A 17872-nucleotide genomic window follows, 5' to 3' on the forward strand; every position below is an offset into this window, starting at 1 on the left:
CTCGCGACATGTCGGAGCACACCCCCAGCGCAGAGCCTCAGGCCGCGCACGTGGATTCCCACGGAGCACGGGCCACCAAGGCGGTCATTCCCGCGGCGGGTCTGGCGACCCGGTTCCTCCCGGCCACCAAGGCGGTGCCGAAGGAGCTGCTGCCGGTCGTCGACCGGCCGGTGCTGCAGTACATCGTGGAGGAGGCGTCGCGGTCCGGGATCAACGACGTCCTGCTGATCACCGGACGCGGCAAGACCAGCATGGTCGACCACTTCGACCGCCAGCCGTACCTGGAGGCGCGGCTGGAGGCCAAGGGCGACATGGAGCGGCTGGCCGCCGTCCGCGGCACGTCGGAGCTCGCCGAGATCTACACCTGCCGCCAGGGCGAGCCGCTCGGCCTGGGCCACGCGGTCTCGTATGCCGAGTCCCATGTGGGCGACGCGTCGTTCGCGGTGCTGCTGGGTGACGAGTTCACCGAGGAGTCCCAGCCGCTGCTGCCGCAGATGCTGGACCTGCAGGCGCGCACCGGCGGCATCGTGCTCGCCTTCATCGAGGTGCCCGACGACCAGGTCAACCGGTACGGCATCGCGTCGGTCGCCGACGCCGAGGCCGACTACGCCGACGTGGACAACGTCGTCCGGGTGACCGGCCTGGTGGAGAAGCCCGCCCGCGAGGAGGCCCCGAGCAACCTGGCCGTCGTCGGCCGGTACGTGCTGCCCGGCAAGATCTTCGACGCGATCCGCCGCACCAAGCCCGGCAGCGGCGGCGAGATCCAGCTGACCGACGCCATGGCGCTGCTGCTGACCGAGGGCACCCCGGTGCACGGCATCATCTACCGGGGCCACCGCTACGACACCGGCATGCCGCTCGGCTACCTGCAGGCCGTCGTGCAGCTCGCCAGCGAGCGCGACGACCTCGGCCCGGCGTTCACCGAGTGGCTGAAGTCCTTCGTCGCCGGCCTCGACCGCAATGCGGGGAAGGCCGCCTGACATGACCGCCACGGTCAGGTCCACACCGGACCCCGTCCACCTCGACCCGGCTCCCGCCGAGGGCGAGCTGACGCCGCTCGCCGACTACCTGGGCAGTGTGCTGCGCAGGCTGCGGGCGCTGCCGGCGTTGGACCTGGACCTGACCCAGGCGCACGGGAACGTGCTGGCCGACAACGTCGTGGCGGCGCACCCGTACCCGGCCTTCGACCAGGCCGCGATCGACGGATACGCGGCCCGGTCGGAGGACATCGCCGCGGCCGCCGCCGGGCGGCCCGCCCGGCTGAACGTGGTGGGGGACCTCGCCGCGGCCAGCTGGCGGCCCGCCCGGCTCACGCCCGGCACCTGCTTCTCCGTCGCGGCCGGGGCGGCGCTGCCGCTGGCCGCCGACGTCGTGGTGCCGATCGGCTGGACCGACCAGGGTATGGCCTCGGTCGAGGTGCACCGGGCCGCCAAGCGCGGCTACGGGGTGCGCCGCATCGGCGAGATCGTCGCCGAGGGCGCGGTGCTCGCCCGGGCCGGCACCACGGTCACCCCGGCGCTGGTCGGGGCACTGGCCGCGAGCGGCATCGGGCACGTCGTGGTGCGCCCGAGCCCGCGCGTGGTCATCGTCTCCACCGGCGACGAGCTGGTGGAGGCGGGCCGGGTGTCGCAGCCCGGCCAGGTCGTCGACGTCAACTCGCACGCCCTGACCGCGGCCACCGCCGAGGCGGGCGCGCACGCGTACCGCGTCGGGATCTGCGACGACGACCCGGAGGCGCTGCGGGCCCTGCTGGAGGACCAGACGCTGCGGGCCGACCTCATCATCACCACCGGCGGGTCCGGCACCGGCCCCGGCGACATGGTGCGGCGCATCCTGTCCCGGCGCGACGGCAGCCGGGCCGGGATGGTCAGCTTCACCGACGTGTCGCTGTACCCCTGCGGCACGCTCGGCTTCGGCACCGTGGGCAGCACCGAGGAGGTGCCGATCGTGTGCCTGCCCGGCGAGCCCGGCGCGGCGCTGATCGGCTTCGAGGTGCTGGCCCGGCCGGTGATCCAGGTGCTGGCCGGGGCCGAGCCGGTGTTCCGGCCGTCCGTGCGCGGGCACCTGCTGGAGACCGTGGCCTCGCCGGGCGGCCTGCGCGAGTTCCGCCCGGCCCTGGTCGCCGAGCGCCGCGGGGGCGGCTACACCGTGCAGCCGCTGCCGGGCGGAGCCCGTACCCTGGCCGGTATGGCCGAGGCGAACGGACTTCTCGTGCTGGGTGAGCGGGTCACCAGCGCGGCGGCGGGCTCCACCGTGGACGTGCTGCTGCTGGACCGCAGGCGATGAGCGAGCTTGCGAGCGAATCAGGTTTGACGTTTCCTCATGCTGCCGACGAGCGGAGCGAGGAGGCGGCATGAACGTGGTGGGCTACCCGGCGGTGCTGACCGACGGGGACATCGTGCTGCGGCCGTACCGGCGGGGCGACGCGGCGCAGTGGGTCGAGGTGCGCAACTACAACGAGGCCTGGCTGCGACAGTGGGAGGCGACCCCGCCCGCGCCGTGGGCCGAGCTGAACTCGGCCGGGGCGTTCCACATGATCCGCCGGGCGATGCGCCGCGCCGCCCGCGACGGCGAGTCGATGCCCTTCGCGATCTGCGTACGGGATCAGGGCCGGGAGCGTTTCGTCGGGCACATCAACCTGGGCAGCATCGTGCGCCGCGCGTTCTCGTCGGCGTACTGCGGCTACTGGATCGACTCGCGGGTGGCCGGGCGCGGCATCATGCCCACGGCGCTCGCCCTCGTGGTCGACCACGCCTTCGGGCCGGGCCGCCTGCACCGCGTCGAGGTCAACATCCGGCCGGAGAACAAGCCCAGCCGGCGCGTGGTGGAGAAGCTCGGCTTCCGTGAGGAGGGTTACCACCCGCACTACATGTTCATCGACGGCGCCTGGCGTGACCACATCGGATACGCGCTCACCTGGGAGGACGTCGCCAAGGAGGGTGGCCTGACGGCCCGCTGGCGGCGCATGCGCGGCTGAATCGGGCCTCACCTTCACCGGTGTGGCGCTACCCGATCCGGTGATCACAACCGTAGGCTCCCCTTACTGGAAGTCTTACGGTGGCCGATCGATGGTCGGCTCGCCGCTTTAGGTGACGGGAGGGGTGAGGGTGCCGACCTCGGTGCTCCTCGCCGTCCTCGCCGCTGCGGGCCTGCTCGCTCTCGCCCCGGCGCTGGTGCGCCGGTACGACGCCACCGAGCGGCTGGTGGCGGAGCGGGCGATCTCGACCGCGCGGGTGCTGTCGCGCCGGCGCCGCCGCCGCACCGTGCCCGGCCGCCGCCCGATCCGGCCGCCGCGGGCGGTGTGCGCCGCGCCCGTGTCCGCGCCGCCCGCCCAGCACACCGCCCGGCCGGGCCGCCGTCCCGGCGAGGACAGCCTGCCCGGCCCGGCCCGCACCGCGCTGCGCCTGGTCGGGCACGGTGAGCGGGCCCGGCCCCGGCCGCGCCGCCGCCACCGGCCCGCCGTGTACCGCCGCCGCCGGCTGCTCGCCGGGCTGGCCGTCCTGAACCTGGTGCAGCTGGCCGGAGTGGTGCTGGTCAGCCCCGGCTTTCTGATCAGCCTGTCGGTGACCGGGTCGGCCCTGCTGCTGTACGTCGCCCACCTGCGCGGCCAGGCGCTGCGTACCGCGCGGCGGCGCCGGGCCGAGGAGCGGCAGGCGCAGTGGCTCGCCGAGCAGCAGGCGCAGGTGCGGCTGGCCCAGCGCCGCCGCGCCGAGGCCCGCCGCGAGGCCGCCCGGCTGCTCCAGGAGGAGCTGCTGCGAGCCCAGGAGCGGCTGGCCGCCCTGCAGGCCCAGGCGGACTCGCTGGAGGCCGAGGCCGCGCCCCCGCCACCACGCGTGGCCACCATCTCCTACCGGGGCCGCCAGGGCGGGGTACGCGGCAAGCCGTACCACGCCGGGCCCGCGGCCTAGCGTCCCGGCCTTGATCGCGATCTCGTGCCAGGAAGTGTGGTCCAGCCGCACCTTCCGACACGAACCGCCGATCTTCGCGACGTGATCCACGACGCAGGGGGTAGTGATTCGCGAACGCCCGGCAGACCTGCTAACCTTGGCCGGTCCGTTACGGCGGGCCGACTCGGGGACGTGGCGCAGCCCGGTAGCGCACCTCGTTCGCATCGAGGGGGTCAGGGGTTCGAATCCCCTCGTCTCCACCAGAGTCAGAAGCCGCCTCCCAGCCGGGAGGCGGCTTCTTCCGTATCCGGCCCACCCTGGACACGAAGAAGGCCCGCAGCGCGCGCCACGGGCCTTCTCACGCCGTCTATCGCGTCAGATCCACAGGTTGCCCAGGATCATGCGCTTGTTCCAGTCGACGTAGGGGATCGACTCGCCCACGTAGATCGGGTAGAACAGCGCGAAGTTGATGACCACCAGCAGCACGAACGCGCCGAACAGCACCGAGCCGATCAGCTGCCGGTTCTCGTCGACCGGCTTGCCCGGCGGCGCCGTCATGATCGCACCGAACACGAACACCACGGCCAGGATCAGGAACGGCTCGGCCGGCAGGGCGTAGAAGTAGAACATCGTGCGGTTCGGGAAGAAGAACCACGGCACCAGCGCGAACGCGGTCATCGCCAGGATCGCGCCGGCCCGCCAGTCGCGGCGGGCGATGCCGAACCAGATCGTCGCGCCGATCGCGGGCAGGAAGCTCCACCACAGCAGCGGCGTGCCGAGCAGCAGCACCTCCGCCGCGCACTGCTCCACCCCGCAGCCCGGGTCGCCGGACCAGTAGAACGCCACCGGGCGGCCCAGCAGCAGCCACTGGATCGGCGCCCAGTGCCCCGCCGACTGGTAGGTGTGCTCCGAGCTGAGGCCTTCGTGGAACTTGAGCGCCTCGGTGTGGTAGTACCACAGGCTGGACAGCCAGTTCGGCGACCAGTCGCGGTAGTAGCCGCCCTCGTTCAGGATCCAGCCGCTCCAGGTGGCCACGTAGACGCCGAGCACGATCGGGATCGCGGCCAGCACCCAGCCGCCCTCGTCGAGGATCGCGTCGCGGATCGGGTGGCGTACGCCGACGGCCCGCCGGGCGCCGACCTCCCACCACATCACCAGCAGCACGAACACCGGCGCGAAGGCGAGCGCCGACCACTTCACGCCGAGCGCGCAGCCGAGCATCACGGCCGCCAGCAGCCGCCACCACGGCACCGCGAACGCCGGGCGGCTGCCCTTGCCCCGGCCCGCCGGGTCGCCGCCCGCCTCGACGAAGCGCAGCCACCGCATCCGGCGCTGGTCGCGGTCGAGCACCAGCGCGCCGAACGCGGCCAGGATGAAGAACATCAGGAACATGTCCAGCAGCGCCGTGCGCGAGAGCACGAAGTGCATGCCGTCGAACGCCATCAGCAGGCCCGCCGCGCAGCCCAGCACCACCGAGCCGAACATGCGCATCGCGATCCGGGTGAACATCAGCACCGACACGGTGCCGAACACCGCCGCCGCCAGGCGCCAGCCCGCCTCGTGGTAGCCGAGGACCTGCTCACCCAGCCCGATGATCCACTTGCCGAGCGGCGGGTGCACCACATAGCCGGCCGTGTTGTTCTTCTCGTCCCACTCGAACCCCTTCTCCCACAGCCAGTGGGCGTCGGTGGCGTAGTAGGTCTCATCGAAGATCTTTCCCGGCGGGCGGGCCAGGTTGTACATGCGCAACACGCCCGCGAGGAAGGTGACCGCCAGCGCCGCCAGCCACGCGTACGGGTCGAGCCGCTGCTCAAGGGGCAGCAGGCGCCGCCGCACGACGCTGAGCACGTGCGGCTCGGTAGAGGTGGGCGCCTGCTGGGGCGCCGTCGCCGTCTGGGTCACGGTACGGATCGTAGGCTGAAAAACTCCGAATCCGCTCCCTCGGTTCACCGCGGGCGCGAAATGTATGGAACGAAGGTGGAACTGATGGCCGAAACCGGCGGTCTGGTGCTCTGCGGCGCGCCCCTCGGCAACCCCGCGGACGCCTCCCAGCGGCTGCGTGCGGTGCTCGCCGAGGCCGACCTCGTCGCGGCGGAGGACACCCGGCGGCTGCTCCGGCTCGCCAAGGACCTCGACGTCGCCGTCGGCGGCCGGATCGTCTCCTACTTCGAGGGCAACGAGGAACGGCGTACCCCCGAGCTGGTCGAGGCCATGCGCGAGGGTCAGCGCGTCGCCCTCGTCACCGACGGCGGCATGCCCAGCGTCAGCGACCCCGGCTACCGGCTCGTCGCCGCCGCGCTGGCCGCGGGCCTGCCGGTGACCTGCGCCCCCGGCCCCAGCGCCGTCACCACCGCGCTGGCCCTGTCCGGGCTGCCCTGCGACCGCTTCTGCTTCGAGGGCTTCCTCCCGCGCAAGGGCGGCGAACGCCGCGCCCGCCTGGCCGCCCTGGCCACCGAGGAGCGCACCCTGGTCCTGTTCGAGTCCACCCACCGCATCGCCGACACCCTGGCCGACCTGGTGGCCGCCTTCGGCGGCGACCGCCGCGCCGCCCTGTGCCGCGAGCTGACCAAGACCTACGAGGAGATCCGCCGCGCCACCCTCGCCGAACTGACCGAGACCGACGAGTTCCGCGGCGAACTCACCCTCGTCATCGCCGGCGCCACCCCCACCCCCGCCACCCGCCCCACCGACGAGACCCTGCTCGCCGAAATCGAGTCCCACATCGCCGCCGGCCTCTCCCGCCGCGACGCCGCCACCGCCGTAGCCACCGCCCACAACCTCCCCCGCCGCGACATCTACCCCCTCACCACCCGCCGCTGACCCGCCCAAAAACGTCGATCTTGCGTGAACTGTGGGTGCGACACGCCCTTTCCGGGCATATCCCTAACAGTTCGCGCAAGATCGACGTGATCTTGGTGGTGGGGGTGGGGTGGGGTCAGAAGGTGGCGGCTAGGAAGCCGATGGTGATGAGGAGAGGGCCGGCGAAGGCGAGGCCGACGGCGGCCAGGCGCTGGCGGCGTTCGGGCAGGCGGAGCGCGCCGGTGGCGAAGACGATGGCGACCGAGCAGAGCAGGACCAGCGACAGGCCGACGATCCAGCGCAGGTGCAGGCCGCCGGTGCCGTTGGTGACGTACGCCCGGTGGCTGTTGTCACCGACCATGCGCGCGGGCGCGCTCAGGCCCTCGGCCTGTCCGGGCGGGCCCAGCACGTCGACCGAGACGGCGGTGAAGTCGCGGGTGGGGGTGGCGAACTCGCCGACACAGCGCTGCAGCAGCCCGCTGCCCGCACAGCTGGTGACGGTGAGCGTGCCGGCCCGGCCGTGCCCCAGCGCCAGCCACAGCGGCTCCGCGCTGACCCAGCTGAAGAACGCCGCGAGCAGCGCGAACAGGATGAGCAGCGGCATCGCGACCCGGGCCCGCCGGGGCGCGCGCGGCGGCCTGCCCCGCTTTGCCGCGGGGCGGGGCTCGGTGCGCACCTTGCCGCCGTGCAGCCGCGGGTCGACCCACGGCTCGCGCGGCACCTCCTGCACCGGCATGGTGAACGCCTCGGTGGGCGCTTGCTGGTGTGGCGGCTGCGGCACGGCGGCGAGTTCGAGCGGGGCCTGGTGGGCGGTGTCGGAGCCGGGCTGACCCGGCAGGGCCGGACCGTGCTGGGCGCGCACCACCTCGGCCGGGATGGCGGGCCCGGCCGGCAGAGTGCCGCCCGCGACGGTGCCCGCCGGATACACGACCCCGTGCACCACCGCCGTCGAGGAGTGCGGCAGGTCCTCGTCGAAGCCGTCGGTGAGCGCGTACTGGTCGAAGACCTCGTCGGGGTCGGGCCACGGGGCGGCCGTGGCGAACCGGGGCGGGAGCCCGCCGGGTTCGGGCAGGTCGAGATCGAACCGCCCGGTGGGCTCGCCGAGCCACGACGGGTGCTCCCGCTCGGAGGCGTGCGCCGGTTCCAGCCGGATCACGCGCCTGCCCGGAGCCGCGGACGGAGCCTGCCCGGCCGGTCCCGTGCCGCCGGGGTCCGGACTGGCCGCGACGCCTTCCGCGACGGCCACACCGGGCGTGACGTTTTCCGCGACGGCCACACCGGGCGGTGCGGCCTCCGGTGGGGCCGGGGGCGGGTACAGGGCGACCAGGCCCGGGGCGGTGGCGGGCAGGACGGCGGGGAGTGCTCGCCCGGCCAGGAGGGACGGTGGTCGTCGCGGGGTGATCGGGCCCGGTCGGGCTCGATCCGCGCGGTGGATTCGACGGGCGCGAGGCTATCGACGTTATCCCTCATACCTGGTCATTTCACTCCAGTCGGACACTCGACAGCCGGATTTGCCGGGCGTGTCGCCCGAGGTGTCAACCGGTGCACGGGCCAGGCACGGGCTTCACTACGCTGGTTCGTTATGAGTCACGTTCTCGCCGCGGTCGCCTGGCCTTATGCGAACGGCCCGCGCCACATCGGTCATGTCTCCGGTTTCGGAGTGCCCTCCGACGTCTTCAGCCGGTACATGCGCATGGCGGGCCACGACGTGCTCATGGTCTCCGGCACCGACGAGCACGGCACGCCGATCCAGGTGCAGGCCGACGCCGAGGGCATCACGCCCCGCGAGGCGGTCGACAAGTACAACCGCATGATCGTCGAGGACCTGCACGGCCTCGGCCTGGCGTACGACCTGTTCACCCGGACCACCACGCGCAACCACTACGCCGTGGTGCAGGAGCTGTTCACGGCGCTGTTCGACAACGGGTACGTGATCGCGAAGACCACGCAGGCCGCGATCTCCCCGTCTACCGGCCGCGGCCTGCCCGACCGGTACATCGAGGGCACCTGCCCGATCTGCGGCTACACCAGCGCCCGCGGCGACCAGTGCGACAACTGCGGCAACCAGCTGGACCCGATCGACCTGATCAACCCGAAGTCGAAGATCAACGGTGAGACGCCGCAGTTCGTCGACTCGGAGCACTACTTCCTGGACCTGTCCGCGTTCGCCGAGGCGCTGGGCGCCTGGCTGGACACCCGCGAGGGCTGGCGGCCCAACGTGCTGCGCTTCTCCCGCAACCTGGTGGACGACCTGCGCCCGCGCGCGATCACCCGGGACCTGGACTGGGGCGTGCCGATCCCGAAGGAGGGCTGGGACACCAAGCGCTTCTACGTCTGGTTCGACGCGGTCATCGGCTACCTGTCCGCCTCGATCGAGTGGGCGCGCCGCTCCGGCGACCCGGACGCGTGGCGGCGCTGGTGGCAGTCGCCGGACGCCCGGTCGTACTACTTCATGGGCAAGGACAACATCGTCTTCCACTCGCTGATCTGGCCGGCCATCCTGCTCGGCTACGACGGCAAGGGCGACAAGGGCGGAAAGCCGGGCGAGCTGGGCGAGCTGGGCCTGCCCACCGAGGTCGTGTCCAGCGAGTACCTGACCATGGAGGGCCGCAAGTTCTCCTCGTCGCGCCGGGTCGTCATCTACGTGCGCGACTTCCTGGCCCGCTACGACGCCGACGCGCTGCGCTACTACATCGCGGTGGCCGGGCCGGAGACCACCGACACCGACTTCACCTGGGCCGAGTTCCTGCGGCGCAACAACGACGAGCTGGTCGCGGGCTGGGGCAACCTGGTCAACCGCACCATCGCGATGGCGTCGAAGAACTTCGGCGGGGTACCCACCCCCGGCGCGCTCACCGAGGACGACACCACGCTGCTGGCGACGGTGCGCGGCGGCTTCGAGACGGTGGGCGGCCTGCTGGGCAACCACAAGCAGAAGGCCGCGATCAACGAGGCGATGCGCATCGTCGGCGAGGTCAACAAGTACCTGTCCGACCAGTCGCCGTGGAAGCTCAAGGGCGAGGACGAGCGGGAGCGGCTGGCCACCATCCTGCACACCGCGCTGCAGGCGGTGACCGACTGCAACACGCTGCTGACGCCGTTCCTGCCGCACGCCGCACAGAAGATCCACACGCTGCTCGGCGGGCAGGGCACCCACGCGCCGATGCCGGAGATCGTCGAGGTCCCCGATTTGGACGGCGGCCCGGCGTACCCGATCCTGACCGGCGACTACACCGTCGGGGCGAAGTGGGAGCCGCGCGACATCGCCGCGGGCACGCCGCTGAGCGCGCCCACGCCGGTGTTCCGCAAGCTGGACCCGTCCATCGTGGACGAGGAGCTGGCCCGCCTGGAGGCCTAGAGCGGGTAGCGGATGTCGACGTCCTGGGCGTCGGTGACCTCGGTCGCCGGCGCCCAGGCCTCGTAGACGCCCCGTTCGTAGCACTGCGCGCCGAGCGCGGCCACGTTCTGCGGGTCGGGGCGGCACAGCCGCAGCCGCACCCAGTTGCTGTCGGCGGTGAGCACCGTGCACGGCGTGCCGCGCCAGTTCGCGTACCGGGTGCGCCGGCGCAGCGACTCCACCGGATACCGGGCGGCCCGGCTCATCGCGAGCACCCGGAACTCCTCCGGCGGGTCGGCCACCGCCTCGTAGTCCTCGCCGCGGAACGTGCCGATCAGCCTGCTGAACACCGCATCGGTGCGCGGGACCGGCAGGTACTCCTGGTCCGCGCTGATCTCGCGCAGCGGGTGCAGCAGCCGCCGCCACTGCGGGCCGGCCAGCCGCAGCCAGCCCCGCTGCTCGGGCTGGAAGGTGTAGAGCACGACCTCGGTGCCGTCGGGCACGTACGCCACCAGCGCCGCGTGCGCGGGCAGCGGCAGGTCGGCGAAGTCCGCGGTGATCCACTCCGGGATCAGCTCGCTGCTGCTGGGGGCGAAGCCGGTGCCGAGCACGGCCGCGCCGACCCGGTCGTGCGGCGGCATGGCCACCAGCCCGGCCACCGCCTCCCCGGCCGACGGCTGGTAGTCGCGCGGGTCCACGGCCCGCCAGCGCAGCACGTACGCGATCTCGTCGGCGGGCTCCTGCGCGCCGGTGCCGCCCGCGCCGAGCACGGCCAGCTCGGCAGGGGTGCGCAGGTGCGCGATGTCCCACTCGCGGTAGCAGAAGCCGTGCGGCAGCCGTCCCCGCAGCAGCGCGATGACCCCGTCCGGGCCCAGCGGCATCACCATGCGCGTGCCGCGGCGCACCACGGCGCTGGCCCGCACCGAGCCGATCAGCTCGGCGGCCTGCCGGTCGCGCGGCGGGCGCTGGCTCATCCGGTGCACGCTGTCCCAGCTCATCGCGCGCGAGAGCGGGGCGCACAGCGGCGACTCGGGGGTCGCCGCCGCGTGATGGCCCGCGGTGACCTCGGCGGCGGGCACGAAGCGGTGGTACGCCCAGCGGTTGGGCAGGTCCAGGCGCAGGAAGCCCGGCGCGGGCGCCTCGCTGAACAGCTCGTAGGCCCCGCCGCCGGCGACGGCCTCGGCAGGGTAGGCGCGGCCGTCCACGAGGACCGTGCCGGGCTCGGTGTCATTGACGGTCGTCACGGACTCCGAACCTAGCCCTCGCGGGTGCAGAGCAGATGAACGCCGCCTGAACAGAAGCCGGGCGCGGCCGGGCGGGCGGGTCCGCGAGCGGTGGGTGAGATCATGGCGGGGTGACCGAAGATCGTGCAGCTCGTGCCGCGCAGCGCCGGTGGGAGTCGTTCCCGCCCGCGCCCGAGCCGCTGCCGTCTCCCGTGCTGGACAGCCACACCCACCTCGACATCGTCGCCGAGGACGGCGGCGACCCGGCCACCCAGATCGGCGCCGCGGCGCAGGTCGGCGTGGACCGGCTGGTGCAGGTCGGGGTCGACGTGGCCTCGTCGCGCTGGGGGGTGGCCTGCGCGCACGAGCACGCCGCAGTGGTGGCGACCGTCGCGCTGCACCCGAACGAGGCGCCACGGCTGGCCGATCTGGACGGCGCGCTGGACCAGATCGCCGCGCTGGCGCGGGACCCCCGGGTCCGGGGCATCGGCGAGACCGGGCTCGACTTCTTCCGTACCAAGGAGGAAGGGCTGAAGCCCCAGGAACGCAGCTTCCGCGCGCACATCGCCCTGGCGAAGGCGGTAGGCAAGCCGCTGGTCATCCACGACCGGGACGCGCACGCCGACATCCTGCGGGTGCTCGACGACGAGGGCGCGCCCGAGACCGTGGTGATGCACTGCTTCTCCGGGGACGAGGCGTTCGCCGCCGAGTGCGTGCGCCGCGGCTTCGTGCTCTCCTTCGCGGGCACCGTCACCTTCAAGAACGCGCCGCACCTGCGCGCCGCGGCCGCGCTCACCCCGCCGGAGCAGATCCTCGTGGAGACCGACGCGCCCTACCTGACGCCGATGCCGCACCGGGGCCGTCCCAACGCCTCCTACCTGATCCCGCTGACCGTGCGGGCGCTGGCCGAGGCCAAGGGCATGCCGCTGGCCGACATGTGCCACGCGATCTCCGGCAACGGCGACCGGATCTTCGGGCCGTGGTGAGCGTCGTCGCGACCGTCTAATCTCGTCGATGTGACGACCGCGACCATGCCCTCGCCGCCCGGGTTGCCGCTCCTCGGGCACCTGCGGGAGATGAACCGCGACATGCCCGGCTTCCTGCGCCACGCCGCCCGCGCGGCCGGTCCGGTGTGCCGGGTCAGGATGGGCCCGCTGTCGATGGTGCTCGCGGGTGACCCGAAGCTCGTGCACGAGATGCTGGTCGACCGGCCGCAGGAGTTCGCCAAGTCGTGGCGCACCGCCCGGCTCATCTCCGGCCACGTCGGCGACGGCCTGCTCACCCGGGAGGGCACCGAGCACCGCCGGCACCGCCGCCTGATGCTGCCCACCCTGCACACCCAGCGCATCGCACGGTACGGCGACATCATGGTCGGCGAGTCGCACCGGCTGCTGGAGTCCTGGCCGGACGGCCGGCGCATCGAGGTCGTCGAGGAGATGACGCAGCTGACCCTGCGCATCGTCGGCAAGTCGCTGTTCACCGTCGACGACGACGGCGACGAGATGTTCGCCGCCGTGCACGACTTCGTGAACTCGCTGAACGCATACCTGCTGTCGTTCGGGCTGCTGCCCACCTGGCTGCCGACGAAGACGCACCGCTGGCGCAAGGCCAGCGTCGCCCGCATGGACCGGCTGTCGTACGACCTGATCCGGCTGCGCCGGGAGCGCGGCGGCGACGGCGGCGACCTGCTGTCCATGCTGATCCAGGCCAAGGACCCCGAGGGCGGCCCGGCGCTGACGGACACCGAGATCCGCGACGAGCTGCTCACCATGTTCTTCGCCGGGCACGAGACCAGCGCCACCGCGCTGACCTGGGCGTTCTATGAGCTGGCCCGGCAGCCGGAGATCGCCGAACGGCTGCGCGCCGAGATCGCCGAGGTGCTCGGCGAGCGCCCCGCCACGATGGCCGACCTGCCGCGGCTGCCCTACCTGAGCCAGGTGGTCAAGGAGACGCTGCGCCGCTGGCCGCCGGGCTGGCTGTTCGACCGGACCCCGGTCGCGGAGACCCAGCTCGGCGGCTACCCGGTGAAGCCGGGGCAGATCATCTTCTTCAGCCCGTACGTGATCCACACGGATCCGGCGTACTGGCCCGAGCCCGACGAGTTCCGGCCCGAGCGCTTCGCCGCGGGCACCGAGATCCCGCGCGAGGCGTACCTGCCGTTCGGCGACGGCCCGCGCATCTGCGTGGGCAACCGGTTCGCCGAGGCCGAGATCGCGCTGGTGCTGGCCACGATGGTGCCCCGGGTGCGGCTGGCGCTAGACCCCGGGCAGACCGTCCAGCCCCAGGGCCAGGCCACCATCCGCCCCAAGGGCGGCCTGCGGATGACCGTGCACCGCCGCGTCCGGCCGTGACGCGCGACGGCTCCCCGCCCGCATCGCGCGGCCGGGGAGTCGTCGCGTCGCTCAGACCTGCGCGGCCTTCGGGTCCGGCCCGTAGACGTTGGCCTGCGGCTGGCCCCGGTCGACCAGCAGGGTCAGCAGCCAGAAGCCGCCGATCACCGGCAGGAACGTGATGAGGAACCAGGCGCCCGGACGGCCGGTGTCGTGCAGCCGCCGCACGATCACCGCCAGCATCGGCAGCAGCGTGCCCAGGAAGTAGGCGACGTAGAGGTAGTAGAAGACCTCCGACTCCGTGCTGCCGAAAAGCGCGAACAGCGCGAAGACGATGGCGAGGTGGATGAGGACGAACATCCAGTACTCTTTGCGGCGGGCCCGCCCGCGGAACGTCGCGTAGTTCTTCAATACGTTCAGGTACCAGCTCACTTGCAGTTCCTCCCGTGATCTAGCGAGTGCGCTGAACATAGGCACTTGAAGATCGCTGGACAACGGCCGAACGCATGGTCGGTCCCACCGGCTCGGCTGATCGATGCGTCGCGCGCTGCGAGGGCCGGTTCCGGTGGCTGCGTGCCGGTGCGCACGGGCTCGCCGATAGCCTGGTGGGGTGACGGTTGAACAGGCAAGACTGCTCGGCCCGGCGGAGATCCGGGAGCTGGCGGCACGGCTCGGCGTCGCGCCGACCAAGAAGTTCGGGCAGAACTTCCTGCACGACCCCAACACCATCCGGCGCATCGTGGCCGCCGCCGAGCTCGACCCCGCCGACGTCGCCGTCGAGGTGGGCCCCGGGCTCGGCTCGCTGACCCTCGGGCTGCTGCCCGCGGTGTCCCACGTGCACGCGGTCGAGATCGATCCGCCGCTGGCCGCCGCGCTCGCCGCCACCGCCGCCGAGCGCGCCCCCGGCCTGACCGGGCGGCTCACCGTCCACAATGGCGACGCGATGCGGGTCACCGCGGCCGAGTTCGATCCCGCGCCCACGGCGCTGGTCGCGAACCTGCCGTACAACGTCGCCGTGCCGGTGGTGCTGCACCTGCTGGCCGAGCTGCCCGGCATCCGGCACGGGCTGGTCATGGTGCAGAAGGAGGTCGCCGACCGGCTCACCGCCCAGCCCGGCAACAAGATCTACGGTGTGCCGTCGGTGAAGCTCGCCTGGTACGCGTCCTCGCGCCAAGCGGGCAAGGTGCCGCCCGCGGTGTTCTGGCCGGTGCCCAACGTGGACTCCGGGCTGGTGTCGTTCACCCGGCGTGAGCCGCCCCGCGACGACGTCGCCCGGGAGGCGGTGTTCGCGGTGGTGGACGCCGCGTTCGCGCAGCGCCGCAAGACCCTGCGCGCGGCGCTGGCGGGGTGGGCGGGCAGCGCGCCCGCGGCCGAGGAGCTGCTCCGCGCCGCCGGCATCGACCCGGCCACCCGCGGCGAGCAGCTCGACGTACACGCCTTCGCCGCCCTCGCCGCCGCGCGTAGCCGGGTCCGGGGCGGCCAGTAGGCTGGGCGGCGTGACAGAGGCGTGGACGCTCGGCGGCGACGACGATGACCTGGCGGGAGCCTCGTCAGGACCGGTCCGGGTCAGGGTGCCCGCGAAGATCAACCTGCACCTGGGGGTCGGGCCGCTGCGCCCCGACGGCTACCACGAGCTGCACACCGTGTACCACGCGATCTCGGTCTACGACGAGGTCACCGCGCGGCCCGGGGACACGCTGAGCCTGACCATGCAGGGCGAGGGCGTCGGCGAGCTGGAGCTGGACGACAGCAACCTGGTGATCCGCGCCGCGCAGGCGCTGGCCGCCTCGGCCAAGGTCCCGGCGCGGGCGCGGCTGCACCTGCGTAAGGCGATCCCGCTGGCGGGCGGCCTGGCCGGCGGCTCCGCCGACGCGGCGGCGACGCTGGTCGCCTGCGACGCGCTGTGGGGCACCGGGCTCAGCCGCGAGGAGCTGGCCCGGATCGCCGCCACGCTCGGCTCGGACGTGCCGTTCCTGCTGTACGGCGGCACCGCCCTGGGCACCGGCCACGGCGAGGCGGTCAGCCCGGTGCTGGCCCGCGCCCACCGCTGGCACTGGGTGGTCGCCATCGCCGAGGGCGGCCTGTCCACCCCGCAGGTGTACGGCGAGCTGGACCGCATGCGCGCGGCCGGCAGCGCGCCCGCCCCGCTGGGCTCCAGCGACGACCTGCTGAGCGCGCTGCGCCAGCGTGACCCGGCGGTGCTCGGCGCGGCGCTCGGCAACGACCTGCAGCCCGCCGCGCTGTCGCTGCGCCCGGCGCTGGCCGACACGCTCGACCTGGGCGAGAAGGCGGGAGCGCTCGCCGGTCTCGTCTCCGGCAGCGGCCCGACCTGCGTGTTCCTGGTGCGCGACGAGGCACACGGCGACGACCTCGCGGCCGCGCTGCGGGAGTCGGGGCTGTGCCGGGCCGTGCAGCAGGCGTACGGAGCGGTGCTCGGCGCCCGGATAGGCTGAGCACACCATGGCCAACATCATCAATCTGGACCGGGTGAGCAAGGGCTACGGCCCGACCGGCCCGCTGCTCACCGACGTCTCCCTGGGCCTCGACGACGCCGACCGGATCGGCGTGGTGGGCCTCAACGGCTCCGGCAAGTCGACGCTGCTGCGGATGCTGACCAAGGGCGAGGAGCCCGACTCCGGCCGCGTCACGCACCGCCGCGACCTGCGCGTCTCCGCGCTGCCGCAGTCGCTGGAGCTGTCTGCCGGGGCCACCGTGCGCGACGTGGTGCTGGGCGACGCCTGGCTGCCCGCCGCGTTCGAGGCCGAACACGAGTGGGCCGGTGACGCGGGCGTGCGCGCCATCCTCGACGGCCTGGGCATGCCCGGCCTGGGCCTGGACACCCCGGTCGGCCCGATGTCCGGTGGCGAGCGGCGGCGCATCGCGCTCGCGGCGCTGCTGGTGCGCCCGGCCGACCTGCTGATCCTGGACGAGCCCACCAACCACCTCGACATCGCCGGGGTGAACTGGCTGGCCCGCTACCTCCAAGGTCTCAAGGGCGCGCTGGTGGTGGTCACCCACGACCGGTGGTTCCTCGACGCGGTCTGCAACCGCATCTGGGAGGTCGCCGACCAGCAGGTGCGCGCGTACGACGGCGGCTTCGCCGCGTGGATCCTGGCCCGCGCCGAGCGGGAGCGGGTCGCCGCGGTGACCGAGTCCCGGCGGCAGAACCTGCTCCGCAAGGAGATCGCCTGGCTGCGCCGCGGCCCGCCGGCCCGGACCTCCAAGCCGAAGTTCCGCATCGACGCCGCGAACGCGCTGATCGCCGACGTGCCCGCGCCCCGCGACCAGGTGACGCTGGCGAAGCTCGCCACCGCCCGGCTGGGCCGCCAGGTGTACGAGCTGGACGACGTCACCCTGCACGCGGGGCCGAAGCTGATCCTCGACCACGTCACCTGGCACGTCGGCCCCGGCGACCGGATCGCCCTGCTCGGCGCGAACGGCGCGGGCAAGTCGACGCTGCTGCGGCTGCTGGCCCGGGTCACCGAAGCGCCCGGCTTCCGGGCCGGGCAGACCGTGCGCCCCGCGTTCCTGTCCCAGGAGCTGGCCGAGCTGCCCGGGGAGCTGCGCCTGCTGGAGGCCGTCGAGCAGGTGGCCCGGCGGGTCAAGCTCGGCGACCGGGAGCTGTCCGCGGCCCAGCTGGCCGAGGTGTTCGGCTTCACCGACCGGCGGGTGTGGACGCCCGTGGCGGACCTGTCCGGTGGCGAGCGCCGCCGCCTGCAGCTGCTGCGCCTGCTCGCGGGCGAGCCGAACGTGCTCATCCTCGACGAGCCCACCAACGACCTGGACACCGACACCCTGGCCTCGCTGGAGGACCTGCTCGACACCTGGCCCGGCACGATGATCGTGGCCAGCCACGACCGCTACCTCGTCGAGCGCGTCTGCGACCAGGTGTACGCCCTGCTCGGCGACGCCAAGCTGCGCCACCTCCCGGGCGGCGTGGACGAGTATCTCGGCCTCGTCGATGCCGACGCCGCGCCGCGGCCCGGCGGGACGGCGGCGGCCGCCGCCCAGCCGAAGGCCGAGCGGACCGGCGGCCCGAGCGCGGGGGAGATCCGGGCGGCGAAGAAGGAGTCGTCCCGCATCGAGCGGCAGCTGGAGAAGCTCAACCAGCGCGAGGAGAAGCTGCACGCGCAGATGGCCGAGCACGCCACCGACTTCGCGAAGATCGCCGAGCTGGACGCGAGTCTCAAGGCGCTGCAGGACGAGCGGGGGCTGCTGGAGGACGAGTGGCTCAACCTGGCGGAGCTGCTCTCCGAGTAGTGCGGCAGGGGCGGCCTGATAGCCTCACGCCGCCCC

Annotated in this window: 15 protein-coding genes and 1 tRNA gene; 12 read left to right on the top strand and 4 right to left on the bottom strand. The window is 73.2% G+C overall.

The window, feature by feature from the left end:
* Positions 1–8: 8 nt before the first annotated feature.
* The 5 genes from CS0771_RS09025 (at position 9) to CS0771_RS09045 (ending at position 4150) form a co-directional block, all read left to right on the top strand.
* A complete protein-coding gene (locus CS0771_RS09025; protein WP_212840586.1) occupies positions 9–980 on the top strand; it encodes a UTP--glucose-1-phosphate uridylyltransferase in 972 nt (323 codons plus the stop codon).
* Between the two features lies 1 nt (position 981).
* On the top strand, positions 982–2286 hold the full coding sequence (glp, locus tag CS0771_RS09030; RefSeq protein WP_203747925.1) for a gephyrin-like molybdotransferase Glp: 1305 nt from the start codon (positions 982–984) through the stop codon (positions 2284–2286).
* A gap of 67 nt (positions 2287–2353) precedes the next feature.
* A complete protein-coding gene (locus CS0771_RS09035; protein WP_203747927.1) occupies positions 2354–2977 on the top strand; it encodes a GNAT family N-acetyltransferase in 624 nt (207 codons plus the stop codon).
* 124 nt (positions 2978–3101) lie between these two features.
* Entirely contained in the window at positions 3102–3908 is an 807-nt protein-coding gene (locus CS0771_RS09040; protein WP_371821374.1) for a hypothetical protein, read from the top strand.
* A 165-nt stretch (positions 3909–4073) separates the two neighbouring features.
* A tRNA-Ala gene (locus CS0771_RS09045) sits at positions 4074–4150 on the top strand.
* 112 nt (positions 4151–4262) lie between these two features.
* On the opposite strand, the gene CS0771_RS09050 is transcribed toward CS0771_RS09045, so the two are convergent.
* Positions 4263–5789 (bottom strand): dolichyl-phosphate-mannose--protein mannosyltransferase, encoded by a 1527-nt coding sequence (locus tag CS0771_RS09050; protein ID WP_244870692.1) that lies wholly within the window; start codon positions 5787–5789, stop codon positions 4263–4265.
* 84 nt (positions 5790–5873) lie between these two features.
* Here CS0771_RS09050 and rsmI point away from each other — a divergent pair, with 84 nt between their 5' ends.
* Positions 5874–6707, top strand: coding sequence for a 16S rRNA (cytidine(1402)-2'-O)-methyltransferase (gene rsmI / locus CS0771_RS09055; RefSeq protein WP_212840587.1), 834 nt, complete (start codon positions 5874–5876; stop codon positions 6705–6707).
* A 115-nt stretch (positions 6708–6822) separates the two neighbouring features.
* Here rsmI and CS0771_RS38615 read toward each other — a convergent pair whose 3' ends face one another.
* On the bottom strand, positions 6823–7932 hold the full coding sequence (locus tag CS0771_RS38615) for a hypothetical protein (protein ID WP_244870693.1): 1110 nt from the start codon (positions 7930–7932) through the stop codon (positions 6823–6825).
* Between the two features lie 336 nt (positions 7933–8268).
* On the opposite strand from CS0771_RS38615, the gene metG reads away from it, so the two are divergent.
* The gene (gene metG, locus CS0771_RS09065) at positions 8269–10044 is read left to right on the top strand and encodes a methionine--tRNA ligase (protein WP_212840588.1); all 1776 of its coding nucleotides are present in this window, start codon (positions 8269–8271) and stop codon (positions 10042–10044) included.
* Here the strand turns inward: metG and CS0771_RS09070 are convergent.
* Complete coding sequence (locus CS0771_RS09070; protein WP_244870694.1) at positions 10041–11267, bottom strand: hypothetical protein; 1227 nt, start codon at positions 11265–11267, stop codon at positions 10041–10043. The genes metG and CS0771_RS09070 overlap by 4 nt on opposite strands.
* 110 nt (positions 11268–11377) lie before the next feature.
* Here CS0771_RS09070 and CS0771_RS09075 point away from each other — a divergent pair, with 110 nt between their 5' ends.
* Positions 11378–12232: a TatD family hydrolase gene (locus CS0771_RS09075; protein ID WP_212840589.1), complete on the top strand. Its 855-nt coding sequence runs from the start codon at positions 11378–11380 to the stop codon at positions 12230–12232.
* Positions 12233–12262: 30 nt separating this feature from the next.
* Entirely contained in the window at positions 12263–13597 is a 1335-nt protein-coding gene (locus CS0771_RS09080) for a cytochrome P450 (protein WP_212840590.1), read from the top strand.
* A 51-nt stretch (positions 13598–13648) separates the two neighbouring features.
* On the opposite strand, the gene CS0771_RS09085 is transcribed toward CS0771_RS09080, so the two are convergent.
* Positions 13649–14008 carry a DUF805 domain-containing protein gene (locus CS0771_RS09085; RefSeq protein ID WP_212840591.1) on the bottom strand — a complete coding sequence of 120 codons (360 nt, stop codon included), beginning with the start codon at positions 14006–14008 and terminating at the stop codon, positions 13649–13651.
* A gap of 178 nt (positions 14009–14186) precedes the next feature.
* On the opposite strand from CS0771_RS09085, the gene rsmA reads away from it, so the two are divergent.
* Genes rsmA through CS0771_RS09100 form a run of 3 tightly spaced genes read left to right on the top strand, consistent with a single transcriptional unit; the run spans position 14187 to position 17836 of the window.
* Positions 14187–15062 carry a 16S rRNA (adenine(1518)-N(6)/adenine(1519)-N(6))-dimethyltransferase RsmA gene (rsmA, locus tag CS0771_RS09090; RefSeq protein ID WP_244870695.1) on the top strand — a complete coding sequence of 292 codons (876 nt, stop codon included), beginning with the start codon at positions 14187–14189 and terminating at the stop codon, positions 15060–15062.
* 10 nt (positions 15063–15072) lie between these two features.
* Positions 15073–16029, top strand: a complete 957-nt coding sequence (locus CS0771_RS09095) for a 4-(cytidine 5'-diphospho)-2-C-methyl-D-erythritol kinase (protein ID WP_212840592.1) — start codon at positions 15073–15075, stop codon at positions 16027–16029.
* A 7-nt stretch (positions 16030–16036) separates the two neighbouring features.
* Positions 16037–17836: an ABC-F family ATP-binding cassette domain-containing protein gene (locus CS0771_RS09100; protein ID WP_212840593.1), complete on the top strand. Its 1800-nt coding sequence runs from the start codon at positions 16037–16039 to the stop codon at positions 17834–17836.
* The last annotated feature ends 36 nt before the right edge of the window (positions 17837–17872 follow it).

The organism is Catellatospora sp. IY07-71, assembly GCF_018326265.1.
GTDB lineage: Bacteria > Actinomycetota > Actinomycetes > Mycobacteriales > Micromonosporaceae > Catellatospora.

Coding starts and splice junctions, on each gene's coding strand:
- glp (WP_203747925.1), top strand. CDS start 982: ATGACCGCCACGGTCAGGTCCACACCGGACCCCGTCCACCTCGACCCG.
- CS0771_RS09100 (WP_212840593.1), top strand. CDS start 16,037: ATGGCCAACATCATCAATCTGGACCGGGTGAGCAAGGGCTACGGCCCG.
- metG (WP_212840588.1), top strand. CDS start 8,269: ATGAGTCACGTTCTCGCCGCGGTCGCCTGGCCTTATGCGAACGGCCCG.
- CS0771_RS09035 (WP_203747927.1), top strand. CDS start 2,354: ATGAACGTGGTGGGCTACCCGGCGGTGCTGACCGACGGGGACATCGTG.
- CS0771_RS09025 (WP_212840586.1), top strand. CDS start 9: ATGTCGGAGCACACCCCCAGCGCAGAGCCTCAGGCCGCGCACGTGGAT.
- rsmI (WP_212840587.1), top strand. CDS start 5,874: ATGGCCGAAACCGGCGGTCTGGTGCTCTGCGGCGCGCCCCTCGGCAAC.